Source organism: Pseudomonas sp. GW821-FHT03E01 (assembly GCF_059420765.1).
The window spans coordinates 130,654-154,713 of record NZ_JBWKUI010000011.1 but is presented as its reverse complement, the minus strand read 5'-3'; the positions used below and the strand labels follow the sequence as shown (position 1 = coordinate 154,713).

General features: G+C 60.2%; 26 protein-coding genes. 1 reads left to right on the top strand and 25 read right to left on the bottom strand.

Annotated elements, in window-relative coordinates; all coding sequences use genetic code 11:
• Positions 1 to 13 precede the first annotated feature (13 nt).
• From AC07VO_RS19535 to flhA, 6 genes are all read right to left on the bottom strand, one after another.
• Entirely contained in the window at positions 14 to 802 is a 789-nt protein-coding gene (locus AC07VO_RS19535) for a protein phosphatase CheZ (RefSeq protein WP_018925061.1), read from the bottom strand.
• Between the two features lie 21 nt (positions 803 to 823).
• Entirely contained in the window at positions 824 to 1,195 is a 372-nt protein-coding gene (locus tag AC07VO_RS19530) for a chemotaxis response regulator CheY (RefSeq protein WP_167331167.1), read from the bottom strand.
• A gap of 167 nt (positions 1,196 to 1,362) precedes the next feature.
• Positions 1,363 to 2,103: an RNA polymerase sigma factor FliA gene (fliA, locus tag AC07VO_RS19525; RefSeq protein ID WP_018925059.1), complete on the bottom strand. Its 741-nt coding sequence runs from the start codon at positions 2,101 to 2,103 to the stop codon at positions 1,363 to 1,365.
• Entirely contained in the window at positions 2,100 to 2,930 is an 831-nt protein-coding gene (gene fleN, locus AC07VO_RS19520; RefSeq protein ID WP_003222917.1) for a flagellar synthesis regulator FleN, read from the bottom strand. The genes fliA and fleN overlap by 4 nt, the downstream gene beginning before the upstream one ends.
• Before the next feature lie 116 nt (positions 2,931 to 3,046).
• Positions 3,047 to 4,372 (bottom strand): flagellar biosynthesis GTPase FlhF, encoded by a 1,326-nt coding sequence (gene flhF, locus AC07VO_RS19515; RefSeq protein ID WP_064619461.1) that lies wholly within the window; start codon positions 4,370 to 4,372, stop codon positions 3,047 to 3,049.
• Positions 4,373 to 4,383: 11 nt separating this feature from the next.
• Positions 4,384 to 6,513, bottom strand: a complete 2,130-nt coding sequence (gene flhA, locus AC07VO_RS19510; protein ID WP_007938653.1) for a flagellar biosynthesis protein FlhA — start codon at positions 6,511 to 6,513, stop codon at positions 4,384 to 4,386.
• Positions 6,514 to 6,906: 393 nt separating this feature from the next.
• Here flhA and AC07VO_RS19505 point away from each other — a divergent pair, with 393 nt between their 5' ends.
• Positions 6,907 to 7,056 carry a hypothetical protein gene (locus AC07VO_RS19505; protein WP_019648112.1) on the top strand — a complete coding sequence of 50 codons (150 nt, stop codon included), beginning with the start codon at positions 6,907 to 6,909 and terminating at the stop codon, positions 7,054 to 7,056.
• A gap of 48 nt (positions 7,057 to 7,104) precedes the next feature.
• Here the strand turns inward: AC07VO_RS19505 and flhB are convergent, their stop codons facing one another.
• From flhB to AC07VO_RS19410, 19 genes are all read right to left on the bottom strand, one after another.
• Entirely contained in the window at positions 7,105 to 8,244 is a 1,140-nt protein-coding gene (flhB, locus tag AC07VO_RS19500) for a flagellar biosynthesis protein FlhB (RefSeq protein WP_086945860.1), read from the bottom strand.
• Positions 8,245 to 8,247: 3 nt separating this feature from the next.
• Positions 8,248 to 9,030 (bottom strand): flagellar biosynthetic protein FliR, encoded by a 783-nt coding sequence (gene fliR, locus AC07VO_RS19495; protein WP_495007662.1) that lies wholly within the window; start codon positions 9,028 to 9,030, stop codon positions 8,248 to 8,250.
• Between the two features lie 3 nt (positions 9,031 to 9,033).
• The gene (fliQ, locus tag AC07VO_RS19490) at positions 9,034 to 9,303 is read right to left on the bottom strand and encodes a flagellar biosynthesis protein FliQ (RefSeq protein ID WP_007938648.1); all 270 of its coding nucleotides are present in this window, start codon (positions 9,301 to 9,303) and stop codon (positions 9,034 to 9,036) included.
• A complete protein-coding gene (gene fliP / locus AC07VO_RS19485) occupies positions 9,300 to 10,058 on the bottom strand; it encodes a flagellar type III secretion system pore protein FliP (protein WP_007938646.1) in 759 nt (252 codons plus the stop codon). Before fliP ends, fliQ begins: the two co-directional genes overlap by 4 nt.
• Positions 10,058 to 10,507 carry a flagellar biosynthetic protein FliO gene (gene fliO / locus AC07VO_RS19480; RefSeq protein ID WP_018925053.1) on the bottom strand — a complete coding sequence of 150 codons (450 nt, stop codon included), beginning with the start codon at positions 10,505 to 10,507 and terminating at the stop codon, positions 10,058 to 10,060. Before fliO ends, fliP begins: the two co-directional genes overlap by 1 nt.
• A complete protein-coding gene (gene fliN / locus AC07VO_RS19475) occupies positions 10,508 to 10,966 on the bottom strand; it encodes a flagellar motor switch protein FliN (RefSeq protein ID WP_007938642.1) in 459 nt (152 codons plus the stop codon).
• 58 nt (positions 10,967 to 11,024) lie between these two features.
• Positions 11,025 to 11,993: a flagellar motor switch protein FliM gene (fliM, locus tag AC07VO_RS19470; RefSeq protein WP_007938639.1), complete on the bottom strand. Its 969-nt coding sequence runs from the start codon at positions 11,991 to 11,993 to the stop codon at positions 11,025 to 11,027.
• A 9-nt stretch (positions 11,994 to 12,002) separates the two neighbouring features.
• Entirely contained in the window at positions 12,003 to 12,503 is a 501-nt protein-coding gene (gene fliL, locus AC07VO_RS19465) for a flagellar basal body-associated protein FliL (RefSeq protein ID WP_064619464.1), read from the bottom strand.
• Between the two features lie 215 nt (positions 12,504 to 12,718).
• Positions 12,719 to 14,110 carry a flagellar hook-length control protein FliK gene (locus AC07VO_RS19460; RefSeq protein ID WP_086945862.1) on the bottom strand — a complete coding sequence of 464 codons (1,392 nt, stop codon included), beginning with the start codon at positions 14,108 to 14,110 and terminating at the stop codon, positions 12,719 to 12,721.
• A 105-nt stretch (positions 14,111 to 14,215) separates the two neighbouring features.
• Positions 14,216 to 14,563, bottom strand: a complete 348-nt coding sequence (locus tag AC07VO_RS19455; RefSeq protein WP_018925049.1) for an Hpt domain-containing protein — start codon at positions 14,561 to 14,563, stop codon at positions 14,216 to 14,218.
• A 32-nt stretch (positions 14,564 to 14,595) separates the two neighbouring features.
• Positions 14,596 to 16,299 carry an ATP-binding SpoIIE family protein phosphatase gene (locus AC07VO_RS19450; RefSeq protein ID WP_064619470.1) on the bottom strand — a complete coding sequence of 568 codons (1,704 nt, stop codon included), beginning with the start codon at positions 16,297 to 16,299 and terminating at the stop codon, positions 14,596 to 14,598.
• Between the two features lie 5 nt (positions 16,300 to 16,304).
• Positions 16,305 to 16,610 carry an STAS domain-containing protein gene (locus tag AC07VO_RS19445; protein WP_018925047.1) on the bottom strand — a complete coding sequence of 102 codons (306 nt, stop codon included), beginning with the start codon at positions 16,608 to 16,610 and terminating at the stop codon, positions 16,305 to 16,307.
• Between the two features lie 165 nt (positions 16,611 to 16,775).
• Positions 16,776 to 17,225, bottom strand: coding sequence for a flagellar export protein FliJ (gene fliJ, locus AC07VO_RS19440; protein WP_026345699.1), 450 nt, complete (start codon positions 17,223 to 17,225; stop codon positions 16,776 to 16,778).
• Positions 17,226 to 17,231: 6 nt separating this feature from the next.
• Entirely contained in the window at positions 17,232 to 18,590 is a 1,359-nt protein-coding gene (gene fliI, locus AC07VO_RS19435) for a flagellar protein export ATPase FliI (RefSeq protein WP_086945863.1), read from the bottom strand.
• Positions 18,580 to 19,389, bottom strand: a complete 810-nt coding sequence (gene fliH / locus AC07VO_RS19430) for a flagellar assembly protein FliH (protein WP_086945864.1) — start codon at positions 19,387 to 19,389, stop codon at positions 18,580 to 18,582. Before fliH ends, fliI begins: the two co-directional genes overlap by 11 nt.
• A 7-nt stretch (positions 19,390 to 19,396) precedes the next feature.
• Positions 19,397 to 20,416 carry a flagellar motor switch protein FliG gene (gene fliG / locus AC07VO_RS19425; protein WP_003184041.1) on the bottom strand — a complete coding sequence of 340 codons (1,020 nt, stop codon included), beginning with the start codon at positions 20,414 to 20,416 and terminating at the stop codon, positions 19,397 to 19,399.
• A complete protein-coding gene (gene fliF, locus AC07VO_RS19420) occupies positions 20,409 to 22,196 on the bottom strand; it encodes a flagellar basal-body MS-ring/collar protein FliF (protein ID WP_086945865.1) in 1,788 nt (595 codons plus the stop codon). Before fliF ends, fliG begins: the two co-directional genes overlap by 8 nt.
• A gap of 15 nt (positions 22,197 to 22,211) precedes the next feature.
• The gene (gene fliE / locus AC07VO_RS19415; protein ID WP_018925042.1) at positions 22,212 to 22,541 is read right to left on the bottom strand and encodes a flagellar hook-basal body complex protein FliE; all 330 of its coding nucleotides are present in this window, start codon (positions 22,539 to 22,541) and stop codon (positions 22,212 to 22,214) included.
• 129 nt (positions 22,542 to 22,670) lie between these two features.
• Positions 22,671 to 24,056 carry a sigma-54-dependent transcriptional regulator gene (locus tag AC07VO_RS19410; protein WP_086945866.1) on the bottom strand — a complete coding sequence of 462 codons (1,386 nt, stop codon included), beginning with the start codon at positions 24,054 to 24,056 and terminating at the stop codon, positions 22,671 to 22,673.
• Positions 24,057 to 24,060 lie beyond the last annotated feature (4 nt).

The following is a 24,060-nucleotide window of genomic DNA, read 5'->3' as shown; positions in this document are numbered from 1 at the left end:
AAAACCCAGAAAACTAAAATCCAAGACTGGATAACAAATCGTCCACATCGTCCTGACCGGACACAACGTCTTCTCTTTTATCGGCATGAATCTGCGGACCTTCACCCTGAGAGAGATGTTTTTGTGGATCTTTTTCAGCAAGCATCGCCTCACGGTCGTGTTCGATACCCGCAAAGCGGTCTACGTGACTGGCCATGAGCACGAGCTTGAGCAGATTGCTTTCAACTTCGGTGACCAATTGGGTCACACGCTTGATCACCTGACCGGTGAGGTCCTGGTAATCCTGGGCCAGCAGAATGTCGTTGAGGTTGCTCGACACGACGCGGTTGTCTTCACTGCTGCGTGTCAGGAAACCATCGACCCGCCGGGCCAGTTCGCGGAACTCTTCAGCCCCGACTTCGCGACGCATGAACCGTCCCCAATCCGTGCTCAGCGCCTGGGCTTCATCGCTCAGGCTGTTGATCAGCGGCGTGGCGTTTTCCACCAGGTCCATGGTGCGGTTGGCCGCGGCCTCGGTCAGCTTGACCACATAGGACAGGCGCTCGGTGGCATCCGTGATCTGAGACACTTCCTCGGCTTGCGGCATGTGCGGGTCAATCTGGAAATTGACGATCGCGCTATGCAGCTCGCGGGTGAGCTTGCCCACTTCCTGATACAGGCCGCGGTCACGGGTCTGGTTGAGCTCATGGATCAGTTGCACAGCGTCGCCAAACTTGCCTTTTTCAAGGCTGTCGACCAGTTCGACCGCGTGTTTTTTCAGGGTCGACTCAAAATCGCCCTGTGAAGATTCGTTATGCTCCATAGCTCCCCCGTGCGCAGTACATCAGCCGATGCGTTCGAAAATCTTCTCGATTTTTTCTTTCAACGCCTGGGCTGTGAAGGGTTTGACCACATAGCCGTTAACACCGGCCTGGGCCGCTTCGATGATTTGCTCGCGCTTGGCTTCGGCGGTCACCATCAGCACCGGCAGGTGCTTGAGCCTTTCATCGGCGCGCACCGCACGAAGCAGGTCGATGCCGGTCATACCGGGCATGTTCCAGTCGGTAACCAGAAAATCGAAGTTACCGCTTTGCAGCATCGGCAACCCGGTCAGCCCGTCATCGGCTTCGGCGGTGTTGGTGAACCCAAGGTCACGCAACAGGTTTTTTATGATCCGCCGCATCGTTGAGAAGTCATCAACGATGAGGATTTTCATGTTCTTGTCCAATTCGACCTCCAAGCAGTCTTAAACGCGCCCAGCACCTGGACGCGCCATTTCAATCAATCCGGCAAAGCACTCAATGACTGTCTGGAGCACAACAGATCGAGACCGGTACGGTTCAACACCACACCAGCTCCATTCGCAGTGTCCCCACACTGCCTTCAGCGCGCTCGCCACTCCCCCAAACGCCCCCGCAAACGGGCCGCGCACTGGCTGTGTAACTGGCTGACCCGCGACTCGCTGACCCCCAGGACCTCACCGATTTCCTTGAGATTCAACTCTTCGTCGTAGTACAGCGCCAACACCAGTCGCTCACGCTCCGGCAAATTGGCAATCGCGTCCGCCAGCGCCGCCTGGAAGCGTTCATCTTCCAGATCGCGTGACGGCTCGAGATGAGCACTCGCGCCATCCTCATGCAGCCCTTCGTGTTCGCCGTCCTGCAACAGATCGTCGAAACTGAATAACCGGCTGCCCAGGGTGTCGTTCAAAATCCCGTAATAATCGTCGAGACTCAATTGGAGTTCGGCCGCAACTTCGTGATCTTTAGCGTCACGGCCGGTTTTAGCTTCAATCGAGCGAATCGCGTCGCTGACCATGCGGGTATTGCGGTGGACCGAACGTGGCGCCCAGTCCCCCTTGCGCACTTCATCGAGCATCGCGCCGCGGATTCGAATGCCCGCGTACGTCTCGAAACTCGCGCCTTTGCTGGCGTCGTATTTGGTTGATACTTCAAGCAGGCCGATCATCCCGGCCTGGATCAGGTCTTCGACCTGGACACTGGCCGGCAGACGCGCCAGCAAGTGGTAGGCAATGCGTTTGACCAGTGGCGCGTAACGCTCGATCAGCTCGTACTGCGCGTCACGTGCCGACTGCTTGTAGAGGTTGTAACCGCTGGCTGTCATAGCACGGGTCCTGCAGTTTGTTGCACGAGGCGCTCGACGAAAAACTCCAGATGTCCACGAGGGTTGGCCGGCAGTGGCCAGGTATCGACTTTCTGCGCAATGGCCTTGAACGCCAGGGCGCACTTGGAACGCGGAAAGGCTTCATACACCGCGCGTTGCTTCTGCACGGCCTTGCGTACGCTTTCGTCGTAAGGCACTGCGCCGACGTATTGTAAGGCGACGTCGAGGAAGCGATCCGTGACCTTGGTCAACTTGGCGAACAGGTTGCGGCCTTCCTGCGGGCTCTGCGCCATGTTGGCCAGGACGCGGAAGCGGTTCATGCCGTAGTCGCGGTTAAGCAGTTTGATCAGCGCGTAGGCGTCGGTGATCGAGGTCGGTTCGTCGCACACCACCAGCAAGACTTCCTGCGCGGCGCGCACGAAGCTGACTACCGAGTCACCAATGCCCGCAGCGGTGTCGATCACCAATACGTCGAGGTTGTCGCCGATATCACTGAACGCCTGGATCAGGCCGGCATGCTGGGCCGGGCTCAGATGAACCATGCTCTGGGTGCCGGAGGCGGCCGGGACGATGCGGATACCGCCAGGCCCTTGCAACAGCACGTCGCGCAGCTCACAGCGGCCTTCGATCACGTCGGCCAGCGTGCGTTTGGGTGTCAGTCCCAACAGAACGTCGACGTTCGCCAGCCCCAGATCGGCATCCAGCAGCATGACGCGCCGGCCGAGCTCAGCTAGAGCCAGGGACAAGTTCACTGACACGTTAGTCTTCCCGACGCCACCTTTGCCGCCGGTCACCGCGATCACCTGTACGGGATGCATGCTGCCCATGTTATTTCTTTACCTTGTCTTACTTAGACGGAGGCCACATTACTGGCTGCGCGTTCACCATCGGAACAATGCATGGCAGACCATCGATGTAGGTACAAAAAATGTTCATTAACACCTCAGCCAACCTGCTTGGTCGGGCTGTGGTAAATATCAGCGAACATGTCAGCCATGGCTTCTTCGCTGGGTTCTTCCTGCATTTGTACGCTAACGGCGCGGCTGACCAACTGATGACGACGTGGCAGATGCAAATCATCCGGAATCCGTGGACCATCGGTCAGGTAAGCCACCGGCAACTCATGACTGATCGCCAGGCTCAACACCTCGCCCAGACTTGCCGTTTCATCCAGTTTAGTCAGGATGCAGCCGGCGAGGCCGCAGCGTTTGTAACTGTGATAAGCGGCAGTTAGAACCTGTTTCTGGCTGGTGGTTGCCAGGACCAGATAATTTTTTGATTTGATGCCGCGCCCGGCCAGGCTTTCGAGCTGCATCCGCAGTGCCGGATCGCTGGCCTGAAGGCCGGCGGTATCGATCAGCACCACGCGTTTGCGCAGCAAGGGCTCCAGCGCCTGCACCAGGGATTGACCTGGATCGACGTGGGTCACCGACACGTTAAGGATCCGGCCCAGCGTCTTGAGCTGTTCCTGGGCACCAATGCGATAGCTGTCCATGCTCACCAGCGCGATGTTCTGCGCGCCGTACTTGAGCACGTAACGGGCCGCGAGCTTGGCCAGTGTGGTGGTCTTGCCCATGCCGGCGGGTCCGACCATGGCAATCACCCCACCCTCTTCCAGCGGCTCGATTTCCGGGGTAGCGATCATCCGCGCCAGGTGCGCGAGCAGCATGCGCCAGGCCTGACGAGGCTCTTCAATGTCGGTAATCAGTGCCAGCAGATCGCGCGACAACGGGCCGGACAGGCCGATGCGTTGCAGGCGACGCCAGAGGTTGGCCTGGGCCGGACGGCTGCCTTGCAGCTGATTCCAGGCCAGCGAGCCAAGCTGCACTTCCATCAGTTCACGCAGGCTGTTGAGCTCGAAACGCATCGAATCGAATGCGCGCGGATCGACACCGGTCGCCGCAGCAGGCGCGGGGGCCGGACGCCGAGGTTCGGCGAGCGCCGGTTCGATCAGCGGTTCGGCAGCGGTCAACGGCAGGCCGGCGAACAACTGGCGATTGGTGGTCTTGTCGCTCTCGCCATCGCCGCGCAGGCTCAGTTCGGCCTGGGCGGTGACGATCCGCGACTGGGTCTTGCGCAGCTCATCCTCGAGTTCCATGTTCGGAACACGCGGGGCCAGCGCCGACAATTTGTAATCCAGGGCAGCCGTCAGCTCGACACCGCCGGCGATCCGGCGATTGCCAATGATGGCGGCATCAGCGCCCAGCTCATCACGAACCAGTTTCATGGCCTGACGCATATCGGCGGCGAAAAAACGCTTAACTTGCATAAACCACTACCTCAGCCGTTGGGCCCTACTGTCGCAACGATGGTCACTTGCTTGTTGTCAGGAATTTCCTGGTAAGCCAACACGTGCAAACCCGGCACTGCCAGCCGACCGAATCGCGAGAGCATCGCGCGAACCGGACCGGCCACCAGCAGAATCACCGGCTGACCTTGCATTTCCTGACGCTGCGCCGCATCGATCAACGAGCGTTGCAGTTTTTCCGCCATGCTTGGCTCCAGCAGAACGCCCTCTTCCGAGCCTTGTCCTGCCTTCTGAAGACTATTGAGCAATATTTGTTCCAACCTTGGTTCCAAGGTGATCACAGGCAGCTCCGACTCAGTGCCTACAATGCTTTGCACGATTGCACGGGATACGCCGACGCGCACTGCGGCCACCAAAGCGGCGGTATCTTGACTCTTGGCGGCGTTGTTCGCGATGGCTTCGGCGATGCTGCGGATGTCCCGCACCGGCACCTGTTCGGCCAGCAACGCCTGCAAGACTTTGAGCAGTTGCGACAGCGAAACCACCCCCGGCACCAACTCTTCGGCCAGTTTCGGTGAGCTTTTGGCCAGCAATTGCATGAGTTGCTGGACTTCTTCGTGGCCGATCAGTTCGCTGGAGTGCTTGTACAGAATCTGGTTCAAGTGGGTCGCCACCACCGTACTGGCATCGACCACGGTGTAACCGAGGGATTGCGCCTGGGCACGCTGGCTGATTTCGATCCACACCGCTTCCAGGCCAAAAGCCGGATCTTTGGCGGTGATGCCATTGAGCGTGCCGTAGACCTGACCCGGGTTGATCGCCAGTTCGCGCTCCGGGTAAATCTCCGCTTCAGCCAGGATCACGCCCATCAGGGTCAGGCGATAGGCGCTAGGCGCCAGGTCGAGGTTGTCACGGATATGCACAGTCGGCATCAGGAAGCCCAGGTCCTGGGAGAGCTTTTTACGCACACCCTTGATCCGCGCCAGCAACTGCCCACCCTGGTTGCGATCCACCAGCGGAATCAGGCGGTAGCCCACTTCCAGGCCAATCATGTCGATCGGCGTCACGTCATCCCAGCCAAGCTCCTTGGTTTCCTGAGCCCGGGCCGGTGACGGCAGCAACTCCTGCTGACGCTTGACCTCTTGCAGGGCCTGAACCTTGACCGCGTTCTGCTTCTTCCAGAACAGGTAAGCGCCACCGGCCGCCAGGGCTGCCATGGACAGAAAGGAGACGTGTGGCATGCCGGGCACCAGGCCCATCACCGCCATCAAGCCTGCGGCCACCGCCAAGGCTTTCGGCGAGGCGAACATCTGACGATTGATTTGTTTACCCATGTCTTCCGAGCCGGAAGCACGGGTCACCATGATCGCGGCGGCGGTCGACAACAGCAGTGATGGCAATTGCGCCACCAAACCGTCACCGATGGTCAACAGCGCATAAACCTTGCCGGCATCACCAAAGCTCATGCCGTGCTGGAAGATACCCACCGCCATGCCGCCGATCAGGTTGATGAACAGAATCAGCAGACCGGCGATGGCATCACCGCGCACGAATTTGCTGGCACCGTCCATGGAACCGTAGAACTCGGCCTCCTGGGCGACTTCCATCCGGCGCAGTTTCGCCTGGTTCTGATCGATCAGGCCGGCGTTCAAGTCGGCGTCGATCGCCATCTGTTTACCGGGCATCGCGTCGAGGGTGAAACGCGCGCTCACCTCGGAAATCCGCCCGGCGCCCTTGGTTACCACGACGAAGTTGATGATCATCAAAATCGCGAAGACCACGATACCGACCACGTAGTTACCGCCGATCACCACTTCACCGAAGGCCTGGATCACCTTACCGGCGGCGGCATGGCCGTCCTGACCGTGGAGCATCACCACCCGCGTGGAGGCCACGTTCAGCGCCAGTCGCAGCAATGTCGCCACCAGCAGAATGGTCGGGAACACCGCAAAATCCAGCGGCCGCAAGGCGTACACGCAGACCAGCAACACGACGATGGACAAGGCAATGTTGAAGGTGAAAAACACGTCCAGCAGGAACGGCGGCACCGGCAACATCATCATGGCCAGCATGACCAGCAGCAACAGCGGCACGCCCAGATTGCCCCGACTGAGGTCGGCGACGTTTGTGCGGGCACTGTTGATTAACTGAGAGCGATCCACCGGTTTTCCCCGTTCCTTTAAAGCAAACTTTTGACGCCTGAAGCAGGCGCAGGGCGGCTATTGCAAGAAGCCTTCCAACTTTTGCCAAGGAGGGAAATAGATAGATTTGTTGAGCCCGGGGTAGCAGCTGCCGAGCTGCGCGAGGCTGCGTTCGGCTGCGCAGCAGTCGCAAATCCTGTGCGAGGACTGCGTCCTCGAACGCAGCCTCGCAAGCTCGGCAGCTGCTACGAACAAGGTGGATCAGAGGCGGGACATGACATCGCTCAAGTTCACTGCCCCACCATTCGTCCAAAGACCTGCACAGCCGTAAGTTTTGATAGTAGCCAAAACGGCCTTATGGGTATTGGATGGTGATCATCAGCGTTGGTAATACCAAGCGCCGGAGCAGCGATCATGCCCAAGAAAGCGGTCAAGTCATTCAACGACGCCAAAGGCTTCGATCTGGTTGCGCCCAAGCAACAGGACGACAGGAAGAAACAGGAAAACAGTATCGCGAAAGAGCCCGGCAATGAAAAAGCCAATAGGCGGCATCAGCGCCCGTAGGCGCTGTCGAAGGCGGCGATCTTTTTGATTTCAGAACCGTAGACCCAGTCAGGAATCGCGCCGCAGATCCGGCGGAATCGGCAAATCATCCTTCAACGGATCCGGACGTTTGCCCTTGCCCGCGCGGTACTGGCGGATCTGATAGACGTACGCCAATACCTGAGCCACCGCCAGATACAGCCCGCCTGGAATTTCCTGATCCAGTTCCGTGGAGTAGTAAATCGAACGCGCCAGGGCGGGCGATTCGAGTAACTGCACTTGGTTGGCCACGGCGATTTCGCGGATCTTCAAGGCCAGGAAGTCGCTACCCTTGGCGATCAGCATCGGCGCACCACCCTTCTCCGGATCGTACTTGAGCGCCACGGCGTAGTGGGTCGGGTTGGTGATGACCACATCGGCGTCGGGGATCGCGGCCATCATTCGCCGCTGCGACATCTCGCGCTGCAACTGGCGAATGCGCTGTTTGACCTCCGGCCGCCCCTCCTGATCCTTGTGCTCGTCACGCACTTCCTGCTTGGTCATCAGCAGCTTATTGTGGCTTTCCCAGAGCTGCACCGGCACGTCGACCGCCGCGATGATGATCAGCCCGCAAGCCATCCACAACGTGCTCCAGCCGACCACTTGCAGGCTGTGAATGATCGCCATGTCCAACGGCTCATGAGCGATGCGCAGCAGATCGTCGATGTCCGACGACAAGACCGCCAACGCCACGAACAACACGATGAAAAACTTCGCCAGAGCCTTGAGCAGCTCCACCAGCGCCTTGACCGAGAACATTCGTTTCAGCCCTGCGGCGGGATTCATGCGACTGAACTTGGGCGCCATGGAGCCAGCCGCAAACAGCCAGCCCCCCAGGGAAATCGGGCCGATCAGCGCGGCCAGCAGCAAGGTGATCATCACCGGCTGAATCGCGAACAAGGCGATCTGTCCCGAATGCAGCAGATAAGTCGCCATGGAGCGCTGATCCAGAATCACCTCTCGCGAGAGCGAGAAGTTCATGCGCATCAGCTCCATCAAATCCTGGGCCAGGGCGCCACCAAAAATCAGCAGCCCACCGGCGCCGGCGAGCATGACCGCCAGGGTGTTGAGCTCCTTGGAGCGCGCAATCTCACCCTTCTCACGGGAGTCCTTTTTGCGTTTCTCCGTGGGGTCTTCTGTTTTGTCCTGACCGCTTTCGCTCTCAGCCATGACTCAGCGCGCCTGTGCCAGTTCGCGTAACAACTGCAAGGCCTCGGCGGCCAGCGGTTGATACTGATTGAGAATGTCCGCCAGGCCGACCCAGACGATGAACAGTCCAAGTACCAGGGTCAGCGGGAAACCGATCGAGAAGATGTTCAGCTGCGGCGCCGCCCGGGTCATCACGCCAAACGCAATGTTGACCACCAGCAACGCGGTGATCGCCGGCAGCACCAGCAACAGCGCCGCACCAAACACCCAACCAAGCTTGCCGGCCAGCTCCCAGAAATGATTGACCATCAACCCGCCACCGACCGGCAGCGTGGTGAAGCTTTCAGTGAGGACTTCGAACACCACCAAGTGGCCGTTCATCGACATGAACAACAGCGTCACCAGCATGGTGAAAAACTGCCCGATCACCGCCACTGACACGCCGTTCGTAGGGTCGACCATCGAAGCGAAGCCCATGCCCATCTGGATCGCGACAATTTGCCCGGCGACCACGAACGCCTGGAAGAACAGTTGCAAGGAGAAACCGAGAACCGCACCGATGATGATCTGCTCGGCAATCAGCAGCATCGCACTCAAGTCCAGCGCGTTGACCGCGGGCATGGGCGGCAGACCCGGTGCGATGACCACAGTGATCGCCAGCGCGAAGTACAAACGCACGCGTTTGGGCACCAGCGTCGTGCCGAAAATCGGCATGACCATCAGCAACGAGCCGATGCGAAACAGCGGCAACATGAACGTCGCCACCCAGGTGCTGATCTGGGTATCGGTCAGTTGCAGCAGCGACATGGCTTAACCGATGACCTGAGGAATGCTGTGGTACAGCTGAAGAATGTATTCCATGAAAGTCTGCACCAGCCACGGGCCGGCAACGATCAGCGTCACCAGCATCACCAACAGACGCGGCAGGAAGCTCAGGGTCTGTTCGTTGATCTGCGTGGCCGCCTGGAACATCGCCACCAACAGCCCCACCAGCAAGCTCGGAATCACCAGCACGGCGACCATCATGGTGGTCAGCCACAGCGCTTCGCGAAAGATGTCCACGGCAACTTCGGGCGTCATGGTGAAACACCGCCGAAGCTGCTGGCCAACGTGCCGATGATCAACGCCCAGCCATCCACCAGCACGAACAGCATGATTTTGAACGGCAGGGAAATGATCAGTGGCGAGAGCATCATCATACCCATCGCCATCAGCACACTGGCCACCACCAGGTCGATGATCAGGAACGGAATGAAGATCATGAAGCCAATCTGGAACGCGGTTTTCAGTTCCGAGGTCACGAACGCCGGCACCAGAATCGTCAGCGGCGCCTGATCCGGCGTAGCAATATCAGTGCGCTTGGACAGGCGCATGAACAGCTCCAGATCGCTGCTGCGAGTCTGGGCCAGCATGAAGTCCTTGATCGGCACCTGAGCCTTGGCGACAGCATCCTGAGCGGTGAGTTTCTCCGCCAGATACGGCTGCAAGGCATCCTGATTCACCCGATCGAACACCGGCGCCATGATAAACATGGTGAGGAACAGCGCCATGCCGGTGAGGATCTGGTTCGACGGTGTCTGCTGCAAGCCCAGGGCCTGACGCAGGATCGAGAACACGATGATGATCCGGGTAAAACTGGTCATCAGCATGACGAACGCCGGGATGAAACTCAGCGCCGTCATGATCAGCAGGATTTGCAGGCTGACCGAGTATTCCTGGGCGCCATTGGCATTGGTGCCCAGGGTGATCGCCGGGATCGACAACGGATCGGCGGCGAACGCCAGTGGCGCAGCCAGCATCAGGGCCAGCGTCAAGACGATGCGTAACGCACCCATTACTTCTTATCCTTCTGATCCTTGCCAAGCATCTCCAACAGACGCTGGGCAAACTCCGGAGTCGCTTTCTCGGTTGCGCCCGGCACTTGTACCGGCTCCTTGAGCACATGCAACGCGGTGATGGTGCCGGGGCTCAGGCCGAGCAGAATCTGTTCGTTGCCGACCTGTACCAGCATCAAGCGGTCACGGGGGCCGAGGGCTCGGGAACCGATCAACTCGATCACTTGCCCCTTGCCCGCCGGGCCGGCCTGCTGAACCCGGCGCAGCAGCCAGGCGAGGAAGAAGATCAACCCCAACACCAGCAGCAAGCCGAACACCAATTGCGTCAATTGCCCGGCCACACCACTGCTGACAGCTGGCGCGGCGGCCGCTGTCGCAGCAGTCGTCACCGACTCGGCCGCCAGCACGCTGGATGGCAAGGCCAACAGAACCGCAAGAACCTTGTTCACTCAGCGCAGCTTCTTGATGCGTTCGCTTGGGCTGATCACGTCGGTCAGGCGGATGCCGAACTTTTCGTTGACCACTACCACTTCGCCGTGGGCGATGAGCGTGCCGTTGACCAGCACGTCCAGCGGCTCGCCGGCCAGGCGATCGAGCTCGATCACCGAACCCTGGTTGAGTTGCAGCAGGTTGCGGATGTTGATGTCGGTGCTGCCGACTTCCATGGAAATCGACACCGGGATATCAAGGATCACGTCCAGGTTCGGACCGTCCAGCGTCACTGGATCGTTGTTCTTCGGCACGCTGCCGAACTCTTCCATCGGCAGACGGTTGGAGCCCGACGTACCGGCATCGGCCGCCAGCAGCGCATCAATGTCAGCCTGCCCGGCGTCACCGGTCTCTTCCAGGGCCGCAGCCCATTCGTCGGCCAGTGCCTGGTCGTCCTGGGCGTTCATATCGTCGTTCATCATTTGTCCTCGGCGGGCAACAATTCAGTTAAATGCGTAGGGGGGGTACGAGCGCCGGTCAGCGGCGCTCGATCGGCTCGATCACTTGCAACGCGAGGTTGCCTTTGTGCGAGCCCATCTTGACCTTGAAGGCCGGCACGCCGTTGGCGCGCATGATCATTTCTTCCGGCATCTCGACCGGGATCACGTCGCCGGGCTGCATGTGCAGGATGTCGCGAAGGCGCAGCTGGCGGCGGGCAACGGTGGCACCGATCGGTACGTCGACGTCCAGCACGTCCTGGCGCAAGGCGTTGATCCAGCGCTCGTCCTGATCGTCGAGGTCCGACTGGAAGCCGGCATCGAGCATCTCGCGCACCGGCTCGATCATCGAGTACGGCATGGTCACGTGCAGGTCGCCGCCACCGCCATCGAGTTCGATGTGGAACGTCGACACCACAATGGCTTCGCTCGGCCCGACGATGTTGGCCATGGCCGGGTTCACTTCCGAGTTGATGTACTCGAAGTTCACTTCCATGATCGCCTGCCAGGCTTCCTTCAAATCGACGAAAGCCTGTTCCAGCACCATGCGCACCACACGCAGTTCGGTGGGAGTGAATTCACGCCCTTCGATCTTCGCGTGACGGCCGTCGCCGCCGAAGAAGTTGTCCACCAGCTTGAACACCAGTTTGGCGTCGAGGATGAACAGCGCGGTGCCGCGCAGCGGTTTAATCTTGACCAGGTTGAGGCTGGTCGGCACGTACAGCGAGTGCACGTATTCACCGAACTTCATCACCTGCACGCCACCCACGGCAACGTCCGCCGAGCGGCGCAGCATGTTGAACATGCTGATGCGGGTGTAGCGGGCGAAACGCTCGTTGATCATTTCCAGCGTCGGCATGCGTCCACGGACGATGCGATCCTGGCTGGTCAGGTCGTAGCTTTTGACACTGCCGGGTTCGGCAGCGTTATCGGTCTGTACCAGACCATCGTCGACGCCATGCAACAGCGCATCGATCTCATCCTGGGACAGCAGGTCCTGCACGGCCATGTCGTGTTCCTACTGCAGTACGAAATTAGTGAAAAGCAACTGTTCGATCACCACTTTGCCCAGCTCTTTCTGCGCCACTTCCTGAACGCTGGCCGTGGCTTTCTGACGCAACATCTCCTGGCCGACCGGGGTCGCCAGCGTGGCGAAATCCTGACCGGAAAACAGCATGACCAGGTTATTGCGGATCACTGGCATGTGGACTTTGAGCGCCTCCAGATCAGCCTGATTACGCCCCTGCATGGTGATGCTCACCTGCATGTAGCGCTGACGGCCGTTCTGGGTGTAGTTGGCCACGAAGGCTGGAGCCATTGGCTCGAAGATCGCCGGCTGCTTGCCGACCACAGCGGTTTCAGTCGCGGCGGCAGGCTTGCTCTGGGCGCCGTGCATGAAGAACCAGGTCGCCCCCACGGACAAGCCGATCGCGAGCAGCAGGGCCACGACGATCACAATGATCAGCTTGATTTTGCCTTTGGTTGCGGGGTCTTTTACTACTGCTTCACTCTTCGCCATGCCAATAATCCGTCACTATTCGGGTTTTCACAGTCGCACGGCAAGGCAAGAGCAAGTGTTATGCCAGAAGTGTCTGGGGCTATGTGGAGGCGGCAGGCAGGCAACGAAAATCAAAAGATCGCAGCCTTCGGCAGCTCCTGCATTTGGATGGTGTACACCCGTAGATACAAGGAGCTGCCGAAGGCTGCGATCTTTTGAGGGGGCGTCCTGATTTATCAGGCGTAATAATCGACCGCGCTGGTGCCGATCACGCTGGTGGTGTTGGCGGCCACATCAGCGACCGTCGCAGGAAGCTCTTCATCCATCGAATCGAGGCGACCGCCACTGGCATTGGTGCGCCCGCCCTGCCCCTGTTGAGCCTGTTCCTGTTCCTGCCCCTGGCCCTGGCCCTGCCAGCCACGGGACTGATCGGAAACGTTGACGTCGACCTGGCCCATGCCCTGCTGCGCGAACATGTCTCGCAGGCGATGCATTTGCCCGTCGAGTGCTTCGCGAACGCTTGGGTGAGCGCTCATGAAGGTCACTTGGGTCTGCTGATCCGGAACCATGTTCACCCGAATATCGAGGCGTCCCAGTTCGGCCGGTTGCAACTGGATATCCGCCGCCTTGAGATTGGCGCTGGACAGGTACATGACCCGGTTGACCACCTCTTCGGTCCAACCGCTCTGATGCATGGCGATCGGTTGGTTCACCGGCAATGCATTGGCAGTCTTGGGTGTTGCCGCTTGGGTCAGAGCCGCCAGACGATTGGCGAAGTCATCGACACGGGTGTCGCTGCTGGCGGACTTGAGATCCTTGAGGCCGTCATCGATCAGGCCACTGAACGCCTTCTCGCCGCCCTGGCTGGTGCTGTCCTGATCAGCCTGCACGTCGAGCATGCTCGCCATGCCTGCAGCAAAGTTCTGTGCCGAGGTCAGCTCGCCGTCGACGTGAGCCTGAGTCGGCGCCGCTTTTGGCTGAGCCTGGCTGGCGGCCGAAACGTGCCCGCTCTGCTCCAACGCCATACGCACGGCCGGCAGCGCATCAAGAGGATCGGCTTCGGGATCGAAATCAGGATCGGTGGTCGCAGCGGCCGGCGTCGCTGTTGCGGTAACGGCGGCCGCGACGGGTGCTTGTACGGTTGACTGCACAGCGGCGACAACCGGTGGGGTTTCCGGTACAGGGGCTGGCAGCACCGGCTGCACCACTTGCATCAACGCCGGATCGAGGGCTGGATCGAGGGCTGGATCGACAGGCGCGGTATCGACTACCGGCGTCGTCGGCTCAGCGGTATCCGGCGCGTCATCGCTGGCGGTCTTGTCATCGGCCTGCGCCGGTTTATCGGCGGGCAAGGATTTGCCGCTATCGGCAACCGTCGGTTCCTGGGCGGCAGACGAGTCGTTGCCCACGTCCTTTTTGCCAGTGTTGTCCGAGGCTTTGTCACGTACAGGTTTAGCCGATCCGTCCGCCGTAGCCGAAGGCTTGTTCTGGGCTTGATTGGCGTAGACCTCAGCGAAGCTGGACGCCTTGTCCCCGGGCTCAACCGTCGACGCCGGTGTATTGGCGGACGCGGCTTGAGTCTTGGCCGCAGCAGCGGCCTGAATAAGAATGTTGGGGGTAACGGGCATGGAACGGTCTCCGCTGCACTGGGATCGTAGGTACAGTTGAGTGAGTTGACTGCAAGGGTCGAGCCAGCTTTGTTCGCTGGCCGCCAAAAGCGCTGGATGGTTGTCTTATTCAGCCAGGGAACGTTGGCGCTCTGCCTCAAAAAGCGGTCGAACAATCGCGAATTCGCCGTCGATCTCTCCAACCAGCGCTTCTATGCCTTCGAGTTTTTTCTCTTTGGCTCGCTGCTCCAGCTCATGGCACAGCTCAGCCAACCGAGTCGCGCCCATGTTGCTGCTGCTGCCCTTGAAACTGTGCGCCGTGGCACCTAACCGATCGGCATCGTCAGCCTTGCGCAGCAAGCTCAATCGCTCTTCGGAATCGCTGAGAAAGGTATCGAGCAATTCTGGATACCCATCCTCCATAACTTCTTGCAACGCGCTCAGCACGTCACGATCCAGATGTGTGTTGTCCACTTGTTCACTCCTTTGATCAAGAATGCCCGGGATTATGCCTGAGCCTCCCAGAAAAACTCCACGCGAGCACTGCGCCCATTATCGGACCAGCTCGCATGATGACTCAACTGTCGGATCAAACTGACTCCACGTCCCGACAAACGGACATCATCGACGGGACGCTCCATCACCCGCACCACATCGAAGCCCTTGCCACTGTCTTCGACTCGAACAGTCAGGCAACCACCTTCGCCTTTGGGCGTCACCTGCAAATGTACCCGCACATAGCCGTCCTGCAATTCGTCCAGGCGCGCACTGCGCTGCTGATAATAACGCGCAAAACCCGAAGCATCGCGCTTGAGACTCGAATCCAGACCTAGCACGCCATGCTCCAGGGCGTTGGAGTAAAGCTCTGCCAGCACACTGTAGAGCGCACCACTTTGAGCGCGCAGGCCGTGCACCTCAAACAGCAATTGCAACAGGTACGGCAGCGGGTTGAAGCGTTTGAGGGTGGCGGCGCGAAATTCGAAACTCACCGACCAGTCCAGCGGGCAGGACTGACCGCTGTCGGAATATACCGGTGCTGGCGGGCTCAGTTGCGCCGCATCCAACAGGCTGACCTCAACCATGCTCACGTCATCGCGAGCCTCGCCGCGAAAGTCCCGCAGAGCCTGCTCGATTTCTTCGAACAGCGCATCGGGCTGACGATTGGCTGCAAACACCTGCTCCAATCGCTCTACGCCAAATAACTGCTCATTGGCATCGCAAGTATCGATCACTCCATCAGACAACAGGAACACCCGATCCCCGACAGCCATCGGGAACACCTCGGTGCGGTCATCGAAGGTTTGCGGGCTCAGCACACCCAGCGGCAAGTGCCGTGCCGTGAGCGCTGTACGCTCGCCGCTGGTGGCGTTGTGCAAATAGCCGTCCGGCATCCCGCCGTTCCAGACCTCCACCGACCCTCGCTGAAAGCTCAGGCGCAGCAGGGTCGCGCAGCAGAACATGTCGACCGGCAGGATACGTTTGAGTTTGGCGTTCATCTCGCGCAGGGTTTCGGACAAGCCATAACCCTTGGCGGTCATGCCATAGAAAACTTCGGCCAACGGCATGGCACCGACAGCGGCCGGCAAACCATGGCCGGTGAAATCACCGAGTAACACATGCATGTCGCCGACCGGGGTAAACGCGGCCAGCAACAGATCGCCGTTGAACAGCGCATAGGGCGATTGCAGATAACGGATGTTCGGCGCATTCAGGCAACCGGAGTGGGCCACCTTGTCGAACACGGCTTTGGCCACTCGCTGCTCGTTGAGCAGGTAATCATGGTGCCTGGCGATCAGGTCGCGCTGCTCCAGCACCGTGGCCTGCAAACGCCGCAGGCGGTCCATTGCCTTGATCTTGGCCGCGAGGATCACCTGGTTGTAAGGCTTTGCCAGAAAGTCGTCGCCCCCGGCCTCCAGACAACGAGCCAGGGCTTCGCTTTCGGTCAGCGACGTCAGAAAGATGATCGGCACCAGGGTTTCGCCGGCCAGCGCCTTGATCTGCTGCGCAGCCTCGAAGCCATCCATCACCGGCATCATGGCGTCCATCAGCACCAGGTGCGGCCGCTGCGAGCGAAACGCCTCGACCGCCTCGGCGCCATTACTGGCTGTCAGCACTTCATGACCCTGACGACGGACGATAGTCGACAGCAGCATACGATCGGCCGCACTGTCTTCGGCGATCAGAATCGTCAGCGGCTCGAGCGGCTGCATGACAGTCAACTGATGTCGAACAGCTTGTCGAAGTTGGAGATGGCGAGGATTTTCTTCACATCGCTACTGCTGTTGACGACACGAATATCGGAGTTGTCGCCACCGGCGTGATCGCGCAGCAAAAGCAACATGCCCAGCGCCGAACTGTCGAGATACGTGGCGTCCTTCAGATCTACGACGATGGACTCGGGTTTCTGGTTGAGTCGCTCGTAGGACTCACGAAACTCCTGATGACGACCGAAATCGAATCGCCCCTTAACCGAAATCGTCAACTTTTGCCCATCCGGGGATACTTCTGTAACGACTGACATTTCACGGCTTCCTTGTCATTGGCGAACGTACGTGTACAAGGTTTAGCACTTGCCGGGGGCTGGGGCAAGGTCAAAAGATCGCAGCCTTCGACAGCGTCTCCGGAATCAGGTTTGCATGCACCCGTGCAGGTGCTGCCGCAGGCTGCAATCCTTTGAAACCAACACTCAATACGAATCCTGACGCGGCAACCGCTGGGACAATTCATCCAGCAACTTCTGCTCGCGCTTGTCTTCCAGTTGCCGTGCCTCATCCATGTAGCGCTGAACCAGTTTGCGCAAGCCTTCGACCCGGGCAAATGCCTGTTGCCAGGCTTCTCGGGCCTTGTTCAGGTTGTTTTGATGCCAGTTCAGGCTCTGGCGCTGCTGGTCGATGGCCGTGCCCAATTGCGCGAGAAAACCCTGATAGCCCAGCAGCCACTGACCCGAAACGCCGCCGCTGCCGCGCACGATCCATTGCTCCTGGTAGTCGAGACGGAAGGCTTCGAGGTCGGCGAGTTTGCTTTCCGCCAAACGAACCTGGCCCTGGAAGTGCCCCAGGCGCTGGACGGCGGTTTTCTCCGCCTTTTCAGCCATTTCCACCACGGGCGCCAAACGTGTTGCGCGACTCGGGGCCATGACCGGTTAACCGCCCGGCGCTGGCGCAAAGACCGACGCGAGATGGTTTTCGCTGGCGCCCATGCTGATGTTATCGTTCAAGCCCTGACGCAGGTACAGGGTCATGGCCGGTTGCAGATTGATCGCGGTGTCGGTTTCCCGGTCCCCACCGGGCACATACGCGCCAACGCTGATCAGGTCGCGGCTCTGCTGATAGCGCGACCAGTATTGCTTGAACATCTGTGCGTGGTTCAAGTGCTTGATGCCGACCACCGATGGCATGACCCGACTGATAGACGCTTCGATGTCGATAGCCGGGTAATGCCCTTCCTCCGCCAGACGCCGGGACAGCACGATGTGCCCGTCGAGCACACCCCGCGCCGAGTCGGCGATCGGGTCCTGTTGGTCATCGCCTTCAGACAATACCGTGTAGAACGCGGTGATCGAGCCACCGCCCTTTTCGGCGTTACCGGCCCGCTCCACCAGTTTCGGCAACTTGGCAAACACCGACGGCGGATAGCCCTTGGTCGCCGGCGGTTCGCCGATGGCCAGGGCGATTTCCCGCTGGGCCTGAGCGAAACGGGTCAGGGAATCCATCAGCAACAGGACATTCTTGCCCTTGTCGCGGAAATACTCGGCGATCCGCGTGCAGTACATGGCCGCGCGCAAACGCATCAGCGGCGCATCGTCCGCCGGCGAAGCCACCACCACCGAACGCTTGAGCCCTTCTTCACCGAGGATGTGCTCGATGAACTCTTTAACTTCTCGACCCCGCTCACCGATCAGCCCGACCACGATAATGTCGGCCTCGGTGAAACGGGTCATCATGCCCAACAACACACTCTTGCCGACGCCGGTACCGGCGAACAGCCCGAGGCGCTGACCGCGACCGACCGTCAACAAACCGTTGATGCAGCGAATGCCCACGTCAAGCGGCTGGCTGATCGGGTCACGCTTGAGCGGGTTGATGGTCGGGCCGTCCATTGGCACCCAGTCTTCAGCCTTCATCCCGCCCTTGCCATCCAGCGCACGACCGGCGCCATCGAGTACCCGCCCGAGCATGCTCATGCCCATCGGCAAGCGACCGTTGTCCGCCAGAGGAACCACCCGTGCGCCTGGCGCAATGCCGGCGACGCTGCCGACCGGCATCAGAAACACTTTGCTGCCGGAGAAGCCCATGACTTCGGCTTCGACCTGCACCGGGTGATAGCTGTCATCGTTGATGACCATGCAGCGGCTGCCCATGGCGGCGCGCAAGCCTTCGGCTTCGAGGGTCAGGCCGACCATACGCAACAGGCGACCTTCGAGGATCGGCGCGCCAGCCAGCTCCGTGGCCTCGGCGTAGCTGCCGAGGCGCTTGGCGAAGCTGGTGCGATCAAGTCGCATCGGGATGGTCCAGTTCCGGTTCGACCGGGGTGACGGCAGGCTTCTTGTCGATCGGCAATTCCAGGCTGAGGTCCGGCGCGGCCGGGTGCAACGCCTGATCGTGCAATTGGTCGAACAGCTTGGCCATGACCTGGGTCACACGGGTTTCGATGGTCGCATCGATACGGCTGTGTTCGGTCTCGACCCGGCAACCGCCCGGCAACAAGGACTCGTCCTCGACGATGCGCCAGGTTTCCTCATGGCGCTCGCGCAGGGCTTTGACCTGTTCGAAATCCTGCGGGTTGACGTACAACCGCACATTGCCCACGCCCAGTGGCAAGAGCTTGAGCGCTTCACGCATGACGTGTTCGATCTGCGTCGAGTCGATGGCCAGCTCGCGCTGAATAACCTGTTTGGTGATGTGCTGTACAAGGTCGACCAGCGACTTTTCGATCTGGGTGTCCTGCTCGGCAATGGGCTCGAACAGGTTGGCCATCAACTGTTCCAGGTGCGCGATCTTGGCCGTCAGGGCCACTTCGGCTTCCTGACGGACCTTGAGCGTGGTGCTATGGAAACCTTCTTTCTCGCCAACCGCGAAGCCTTCGTTGTAGGCCTCCTGGCGAATGCTTTCGAGCTCTTCGAGGGTCAGTGGCTGGACTTCCTCCAGCGGCACTTCTTCCATTTCCGGCGGTTCGGGTTCCGGTTCCGGCTCGGGTTCCGGCACAAACGGGTCGAAGCTGGGCAGCGCCCAGACATCGAAACCTGCGACGTTCTTGCCACGGATCAGGTCGGTCTGGGACTCATCATGTTTGGACGACATAGTGACCTTAGATCATCTCTTCGCCGCCCTTCCCGCCGAGAACGATTTCTCCGGCTTCGGCCATACGGCGGGCAATGGTGAGGATTTCTTTCTGCGCCGTTTCCACGTCGCTGACACGCACCGGGCCTTTGGCCTCGAGGTCGTCGCGCAACAGTTCGGCCGCTCGTTTGGACATGTTCTTGAAGATCTTTTCCTTGACGCCTTCGTCCGAGCCTTTGAGGGCCAGCACCAGGACGTCCGAGGACACCTCGCGCAACAGCGCCTGAATACCGCGGTCGTCGACATCGGACAGGTTGTTGAACACGAACATGAGGTCTTCGATCTGACCGGACAGGTCTTCGTCGACTTCGCGGATCGAGTCCATCAACTGACCTTCGATCGAGCTGTCGAGGAAGTTCATGATGTCTGCCGCGCGCTTGATGCCACCCAGGGTGGTGCGCGAGGCATTCGAGTTGCCGGAGAACTGCTTCTCGAGAATCTGGTTGAGCTCTTTCAGGGCCGCCGGCTGCACGGTGTTCAGCGAAGACACCCGCAGGATGATGTCCAGCCGCACCTTATGGTCGAAGTTGCCCAGCACTTCACCGGCCTGGTCCGGATCAAGGTACGCCACTACGATCGCCTGGATCTGCGGGTGCTCGTAGCGGATCACGTCGGCGACGGCGCGCGGTTCCATCCACTTCAGACTGTCGAGGCCACTGGTGTTGCCGCCCAGCAGGATCCGGTCGATCAGGCCGTTGGCCTTGTCTTCGCCCAAGGCCTGGGTGAGCATTTTGCGCACGTAGTCATCGGAGCCGACGCCCAGGCTGGTCTGGTCGCCGACGATGTCGACGAACTCGCTCATGACCTGTTCGACCTGCTCGCGGTGCACGTTACCCATCTGGGCCATGGCCACGCCCACACGCTGGACCTCTTTGGGCCCCATGTGGCGCAGCACTTGTGCGGCATCCGTAGAACCCAGGGACAGCAGCAGGATCGCGGCTTTATCAACCCGGGACAGTTTGGCGACAGCGGCTCGGTTATCACTCATCTGCGTTAATCCACTCTTTCACGACCTGGGCCACGCGACCCGGATCTTCTGCCACCAGACTCTTGATTGCATTCAACTGTGCGTCATAGCCTTCGCTCGGGCTCGGCAGCAGGATGCTGGTCGGGCCACCGAGGCTGACGCGGTCGTTGGCCAGTTCGCCGTCCAGGCCGCCCATGCCACCGAGTTCCACGTCGCTGCCAAAGGCCGCGAGTTGCTTGTCTTTGCCCCCGCCGGTGATGTTCTTGAGCACCGGACGCAACACACCGAACACCAGCACCAGGATGAACAACACCCCCAGCACTTGCTTGACGATGTCCCAGAACCACGGCTGGGAGTAGAACGGAATCTCGGCGATCACTTCACCGCGCTCAGCAGAGAACGGCATGTTGATCACGCTGACGCTGTCGCCACGGCTGGCGTCGAAACCGACCGCGTCCTGCACCAGGCGAGTGAAGCGCGCCAATTCATCGGCGCTCCACGGCGCACGGGTGGTTTCGCCATTGGCTGCGTTGACCTTGACCTGATCGTCCACCACCACCGACACCGACAGGCGATTCAAACGGCCCTGCTGTTGTTTGGTGTGGCTGATGGAACGGTCGAGCTCGAAGTTCTTGGTGGATTGTTGACGCTTGTCGGCCGGGTACGGCGCCAGCATCGGCTGACCAGTGGCCGGGTCCATGATCTGCTGACCGTTGGCATCAAGCAGTGGCTGGCCTGGCTGCACCATGCCGGCCGACGCAGTGGCGCCACCAGTGGTTTGCGGCGCCGAGGCAGGCGACGGCGGCTGGTTGCTCAAGGCACCCGGCACACCTTGCGGGCCATTGCTGGCGGTACGTTGTTCGTTGACCGACTGCTCGCTGCGCAACGCCGGTTGATCCGGGTTGAACTGCTCGGAAGTCGATTCGACGGCGCTGAAATCCACATCGGCCGAGACTTCGGCTTTATAGCGGTCGTTGCCCAGCACCGGTTGCAGGATGTTATGCACGCGCTGAGTCAGCATGCTTTCCATGCGACGGCTGTAATCGAACTGCTTGCCGGCCATGGTCAGCTCAGAGTTTTCCGCCTGATCCGACAGCAGGTTGCCCTTCTGGTCGACAACGGTGATCTGCGATTTGCTCAGTTCGGGAACGCTGGTCGCCACCAGATTGATGATGGCGACGACCTGGCCTGGCTCCAGCGAGCGACCGGAATACAGTTCAACCAGAACCGAAGCGCTTGGCTTGCGCTCGTCACGCACGAACACCGAACTTTTCGGAATCGCCAGGTGCACGCGGGCACCCTTGACGTTGTTCAGGCTGGAAATGGTCCGGGCCAGTTCGCCTTCGAGGCCGCGACGATAGCGGGTCGCCTCCATGAACTGACTGGTACCCAGCCCCTGCTCCTTGTCGAGAATCTCGAAACCGATATTGCCGTCGCTGGGAGTGACACCAGCGGCCGCGAGCTTGAGCCGCGCACGGGACAGGTCATCGGCCTTGACCAGCAAGGCACCGGAATTCGGTTCGACGGTATAGGGAATGTCGGCGGCGGCCAGGGTTTCCATGACCTGTTTGGCGTCCATGCCGGCAAGGCTGCCGTATAGAGGCCGGTAGTCCGGCTGCTGGGACCACAACACCACGGCAAAACCAATCGCCACGCTCGCAGCCAGGCCGACCAACAGGCCCACCTGACGCAACATGGTCATCTCGGAGAGGTTTTCCAGGAAAGACAACCCGAACAGCGGCGGTTTGCCGTCTATTGGAGTGGCCTTGGCCGGAACATTATCGGCGATTGCTTCTGCCATGACTCAATCTCGTCCTTAAACCGGCATCTGCATGATGTCTTGGTAAGCCTGAACCAGCTTGTTACGCACTTGGGTCAGTGCCTGAAAAGACACGCTGGCCTTCTGTGAGGAAATCATCACGTCCGTCAGGTCGACGCCGCTTTTACCGATCTCGAAGGCACTGGCCAACTGATTGGACGCCTGCTGGGTGTCGTTCACTTTATTGACGGCCTGACCGAGCATGTCGGCAAAGCTGCTGCCACCCACTTCAGGGACTGCGGCAGTCGATTTCGGCGCAGACATGGCATCCATTTGCATGGCGCGCATATCCAGCATCAACCGGTTGAATTCAATACCTTGGCTCATGGTCTGCTCTCTTTGGCTACTCGCAATTTTTTGACACTCACTCGGCGAGTAGTGAGGTGTTAGCAACAAGGGTGCCAGCTCCGTGGCCGCTCTAAACAAAAGCTCTCCTGTGCTTTTGTTTGCCGACCGTTACGTGGCGAACAAATACGCTTCCACATCCATTCCGGCATCGCGCATCTGCGCCAGCTTGTAGCGCAAGGTGCGCGGGCTGATGCCCAGTCGCTCGGCGGCTTCTTTGCGGCGGCCGCGCTCGGCGCGCAAGGTGTCGATGATCATTTGGAACTCACGGCGCCGCAGGTCATCGCCGAGGGCGCCCGCCGATTCGACTTCGACTTCCACTGCTCGTGCAGGCGCCGGCGCCAATGCTGGCAATGGCGCACACGCCACGGGCCCGGCCAGACAAAAATCCTGCGGCTGGATCAAACCGCCCTGCTGCAGAATCAAGGCCCGCTGGATCGCGTTATCCAGTTCACGCACGTTGCCCGGCCACGGATAGCCGATCAGGCAGGCCTGCGCCTCGGGCGAAAGCTTTGCCGCGGCATGCTTCATTTTATTGACGTGTTTGGCCAGCAGGCGCTCGGCCAGCGGCAGGATGTCGGCGGTGCGTTCACGTAGCGGACGCCAGGCCAACGGGAACACCGACAGGCGATAGTAAAGATCTTCGCGGAAACGCCCCGCCGCCACTTCACCGGCCAGGTCACGGTTAGTGGTAGCGACCACTCGAATATCCAGCGTGATCGGCTTGCGTGCGCCGACTCGTTCGACTTCGCGCTCCTGCAATACGCGCAGTAACTTGGCCTGCAGGCCGAGGGGCATTTCAGAAATTTCATCGAGCAGGATCGTCCCGCCATCGGCCTGCTCGAACTTGCCGGCCTGCGCCGCGATGGCGCCGGTGAACGAACCTTTTTCGTGACCGAACAAAGTGGCTTCAAGCATGTTGTCCGGGATAGCTGCGCAGTTGATCGCAATGAATGGCTGACTGGCGCGATGGGAGTGCTGATGGATGTAACGCGCCAGCACTTCCTTGCCGGTCCCGGACTCACCGGAGATCAACACCGTGGAATCACTGCGCGCCACGCGCGCGGCCAATTCCAGCAATTGCGCACTGGCCGGCTCGAACGCCACAGGCCCCTCGCTCTCGGTCGCCCCGAGATTGCCCAAGGCGTGACGCGCCACCAGGTCGAGCAAGGCTTTGGGCTCGAACGGCTTGACCAGGTAATCCGCCGCGCCTTGACGCATGGCGTCGACCGCACGTTCGACCGCACCGTGAGCGGTCATCAACAACACCGGCAGTTGCGGCTGACGAGCCCGCAGCAATCCAAGCAGCTGATGACCGTCCATGCCCGGCATGTTGACGTCACTGACCACCAGGCTAAATGCCTCGGCGCCAACCGCAGCCAGCGCCTCTTCCGCCGAACCGACCGCCTTGTAAGCGTGTCCGGCAAGCACCAGCGTATCGGCCAGTGCTTCCCGTAGCGCGCGATCGTCCTCGACCAGTAAAACCTTGATGGTCATATCC

Bases quoted from the DNA above. Each gene is read 5' to 3' on its own strand.
- AC07VO_RS19535 (WP_018925061.1), bottom strand. From the start codon at position 802: ATGGAGCATAACGAATCTTCACAGGGCGATTTTGAGTCGACCCTGAAA.
- AC07VO_RS19530 (WP_167331167.1), bottom strand. From the start codon at position 1,195: ATGAAAATCCTCATCGTTGATGACTTCTCAACGATGCGGCGGATCATA.
- fliA (WP_018925059.1), bottom strand. From the start codon at position 2,103: ATGACAGCCAGCGGTTACAACCTCTACAAGCAGTCGGCACGTGACGCG.
- fleN (WP_003222917.1), bottom strand. From the start codon at position 2,930: ATGGGCAGCATGCATCCCGTACAGGTGATCGCGGTGACCGGCGGCAAA.
- flhF (WP_064619461.1), bottom strand. From the start codon at position 4,372: ATGCAAGTTAAGCGTTTTTTCGCCGCCGATATGCGTCAGGCCATGAAA.
- AC07VO_RS19505 (WP_019648112.1), top strand. From the start codon at position 6,907: ATGCCCAAGAAAGCGGTCAAGTCATTCAACGACGCCAAAGGCTTCGAT.
- flhB (WP_086945860.1), bottom strand. From the start codon at position 8,244: ATGGCTGAGAGCGAAAGCGGTCAGGACAAAACAGAAGACCCCACGGAG.
- fliR (WP_495007662.1), bottom strand. From the start codon at position 9,030: ATGTCGCTGCTGCAACTGACCGATACCCAGATCAGCACCTGGGTGGCG.
- fliQ (WP_007938648.1), bottom strand. From the start codon at position 9,303: ATGACGCCCGAAGTTGCCGTGGACATCTTTCGCGAAGCGCTGTGGCTG.
- fliP (WP_007938646.1), bottom strand. From the start codon at position 10,058: ATGGGTGCGTTACGCATCGTCTTGACGCTGGCCCTGATGCTGGCTGCG.
- fliN (WP_007938642.1), bottom strand. From the start codon at position 10,966: ATGAACGACGATATGAACGCCCAGGACGACCAGGCACTGGCCGACGAA.
- fliM (WP_007938639.1), bottom strand. From the start codon at position 11,993: ATGGCCGTGCAGGACCTGCTGTCCCAGGATGAGATCGATGCGCTGTTG.
- fliL (WP_064619464.1), bottom strand. From the start codon at position 12,503: ATGGCGAAGAGTGAAGCAGTAGTAAAAGACCCCGCAACCAAAGGCAAA.
- AC07VO_RS19460 (WP_086945862.1), bottom strand. From the start codon at position 14,110: ATGCCCGTTACCCCCAACATTCTTATTCAGGCCGCTGCTGCGGCCAAG.
- AC07VO_RS19450 (WP_064619470.1), bottom strand. From the start codon at position 16,299: ATGCAGCCGCTCGAGCCGCTGACGATTCTGATCGCCGAAGACAGTGCG.
- AC07VO_RS19445 (WP_018925047.1), bottom strand. From the start codon at position 16,610: ATGTCAGTCGTTACAGAAGTATCCCCGGATGGGCAAAAGTTGACGATT.
- fliJ (WP_026345699.1), bottom strand. From the start codon at position 17,225: ATGGCCCCGAGTCGCGCAACACGTTTGGCGCCCGTGGTGGAAATGGCT.
- fliI (WP_086945863.1), bottom strand. From the start codon at position 18,590: ATGCGACTTGATCGCACCAGCTTCGCCAAGCGCCTCGGCAGCTACGCC.
- fliH (WP_086945864.1), bottom strand. From the start codon at position 19,389: ATGTCGTCCAAACATGATGAGTCCCAGACCGACCTGATCCGTGGCAAG.
- fliG (WP_003184041.1), bottom strand. From the start codon at position 20,416: ATGAGTGATAACCGAGCCGCTGTCGCCAAACTGTCCCGGGTTGATAAA.
- fliF (WP_086945865.1), bottom strand. From the start codon at position 22,196: ATGGCAGAAGCAATCGCCGATAATGTTCCGGCCAAGGCCACTCCAATA.
- fliE (WP_018925042.1), bottom strand. From the start codon at position 22,541: ATGAGCCAAGGTATTGAATTCAACCGGTTGATGCTGGATATGCGCGCC.
- AC07VO_RS19410 (WP_086945866.1), bottom strand. From the start codon at position 24,056: ATGACCATCAAGGTTTTACTGGTCGAGGACGATCGCGCGCTACGGGAA.